The sequence below is a fragment of the Rhodopseudomonas sp. genome, from assembly GCF_048594845.1.
Taxonomy (GTDB): domain Bacteria; phylum Pseudomonadota; class Alphaproteobacteria; order Rhizobiales; family Xanthobacteraceae; genus Rhodopseudomonas.
In genome coordinates this window covers 1-1,931 of sequence record NZ_JBMDXE010000333.1, presented here as the reverse complement: position 1 = coordinate 1,931, position 1,931 = coordinate 1, and the positions used below count along the sequence as shown (strand labels likewise).

The 1,931-nt window shown below is 65.4% G+C and carries 3 protein-coding genes; 1 reads left to right on the top strand and 2 read right to left on the bottom strand.

Annotated elements, in window-relative coordinates; all coding sequences use genetic code 11:
- Nucleotides 1–122: GTP-binding protein (locus ACOJTD_RS22485; protein WP_420135070.1), on the bottom strand; the 122-nt coding region annotated here is incomplete at its 3' end.
- A gap of 189 nt (nucleotides 123–311) precedes the next feature.
- On the opposite strand from ACOJTD_RS22485, the gene ACOJTD_RS22480 reads away from it, so the two are divergent.
- Entirely contained in the window at nucleotides 312–1,535 is a 1,224-nt protein-coding gene (locus tag ACOJTD_RS22480) for a serine hydrolase domain-containing protein (RefSeq protein WP_420135069.1), read from the top strand.
- A 159-nt stretch (nucleotides 1,536–1,694) separates the two neighbouring features.
- Here the strand turns inward: ACOJTD_RS22480 and ACOJTD_RS22475 are convergent.
- The coding region (locus ACOJTD_RS22475; protein WP_420135068.1) for an SDR family oxidoreductase at nucleotides 1,695–1,931 on the bottom strand (237 nt) is incomplete at its 5' end.

The following is a 1,931-nucleotide window of genomic DNA, read 5'->3' as shown; positions in this document are numbered from 1 at the left end:
CCGCCCGTCTCCGCCAGAACCTTGGTGATCGCCGCCGTCAGCGACGTCTTGCCATGGTCGACGTGACCGATCGTCCCGATGTTGCAATGCGGCTTGGTACGTTCAAACTTTGCTTTGGCCATTCGATGTCCATCCTTGTCGGCGCAGCACACAGGGCAGCGAAGCCCGCGGCTGGTTACTGCGGAAAAGCACCCTGTTCAAGCTGGAAGTTATGGGCCAATCTCGCCGCGCCATATCGAGAAAGGCCACCGGGACGTCCAATTCTGGCCGTCATGTAAGGCCTCGCACGCAAAGATCAATCGGGAGACGCCATGACCGCTTCAGCAGCCGCCACAACCGCCAAGGCCCCGCAAACGCCGCAGCTGGAGCAGGCCAGGCCCGAAACGGTCGGGCTTTCCCCTGTCCGCCTGCAGGCGATGTCGGACGCCTTCAAGCGCGAGATCGACAAGGGCAGCATCCCCGGCGTCACCGTGCTGGTGTCACGCCGCGGTCATATTGGCTGGTTCGAGGCGCTCGGCCGGCAGGCGCCGGGGTCGGACGCGCCGATGCGCACCGACAGCCTGTTCCGAATCTTCTCGATGACCAAACCGATCGTTTCGGTCGGCATCATGCAGCTGGTCGAGGACGGCTATCTGCAGCTCGACGATACGCTACAGAAGTTCATTCCGGAGTTCGAGAACACCAACGTCGGCGTGGTCGACGGCGGCAAGCTCGACCTCGTGCCGCTGGACCGGCCGATCACCATCCAGGACCTGCTGCGCCACACCTCCGGCATCACCTATGATCACGTCGGCGACGGCCCGATCCACAAGATGTATCGCGAGTCCCGTGTCCGCAGCCGCAAGATCACCAACGAGGAGCACGCACGGCTGATCGCGGAGATGCCGCTGGTCTGCCAGCCCGGCGCGGCCTGGAACTACAGCCGCTCGACCGACATCCTCGGCCGCGTCATCGAAGTGATCTCCGGCAAGACGCTCGGCGCGTTCCTGACCGAGCGCATCCTGGCGCCACTGCAGATGACCGAGACCGCTTTCCACACCGGCGCCGAAAACCAGCACCGCCTAGCCGAAGCTTTCCCGACGGATCCGTGGACCGGCGATCCGGTGGCGCTGTTCAACATGCTGGAGAAGCCGGTGATGGAATCCGGCGGCGGCGGGCTGGTCTCGACGACGATGGACTACGCGCGGTTCTGCCAGATGCTGCTGTCCGGCGGGTCGCTGCGCGGCACCCGCATCATCGGCCGCAAGACGCTGCAGCTGATGGCCAGCAATCATCTCGAAGCGCACATCCCGCCGGACAACTATATCCTGCCGCCCGGCCACGGCTTCGGCCTTGGCTTTGCCGTCCGCACCGAACTTGGCATCTCGCCATTCCCCGGCTCGGTCGGCCAGTTCTACTGGAGCGGCATCGCCGGCACGTTCTTCTGGATCGACCCGGCGGAAGACATGTTCGCGGTGTTCATGTCGCAGGGCCCGGGCCAGCGCGAGTACTTCCGGACCTTGGTTCGCAATCTGGTCTACGCGGCGGTGGAGTAGCCGTGCCCCGGACGCGCTGCGGCACGAAGTGCCGCTGCGCAGATCCGGGGCCCCGGTTACTTGATCAGCGCACGCCCCGAACCGGGGTCCCGCATCTGCGGCGCAACGCTGCGCGTTGCACCGCGTGCGGGACACGCCAGGTTGGCGTCCCGACTGCGATTAGCTGATCGTCGCGCCGCCGTCGATGACGATGGTCTGCCCCGTCGTGAACGTCCCGGCCTTGGAGGCGAGGAAGATCGCGGCGCCGGCGATTTCGTCGGGCTCGCCGATCCGCTGCAGCGGCGAGCGGGCGGTCGAGGCTTTCAGCGTCTCGGGATTTTCCCACAACGCACGGGCAAAGTCGGTCTTGATCAAGCCGGGCGCGATGCAGTTCACGCGGATGTTGTGCTCGCCATA

Bases quoted from the DNA above. Each gene is read 5' to 3' on its own strand.
- ACOJTD_RS22480 (WP_420135069.1), top strand. From the start codon at position 312: ATGACCGCTTCAGCAGCCGCCACAACCGCCAAGGCCCCGCAAACGCCG.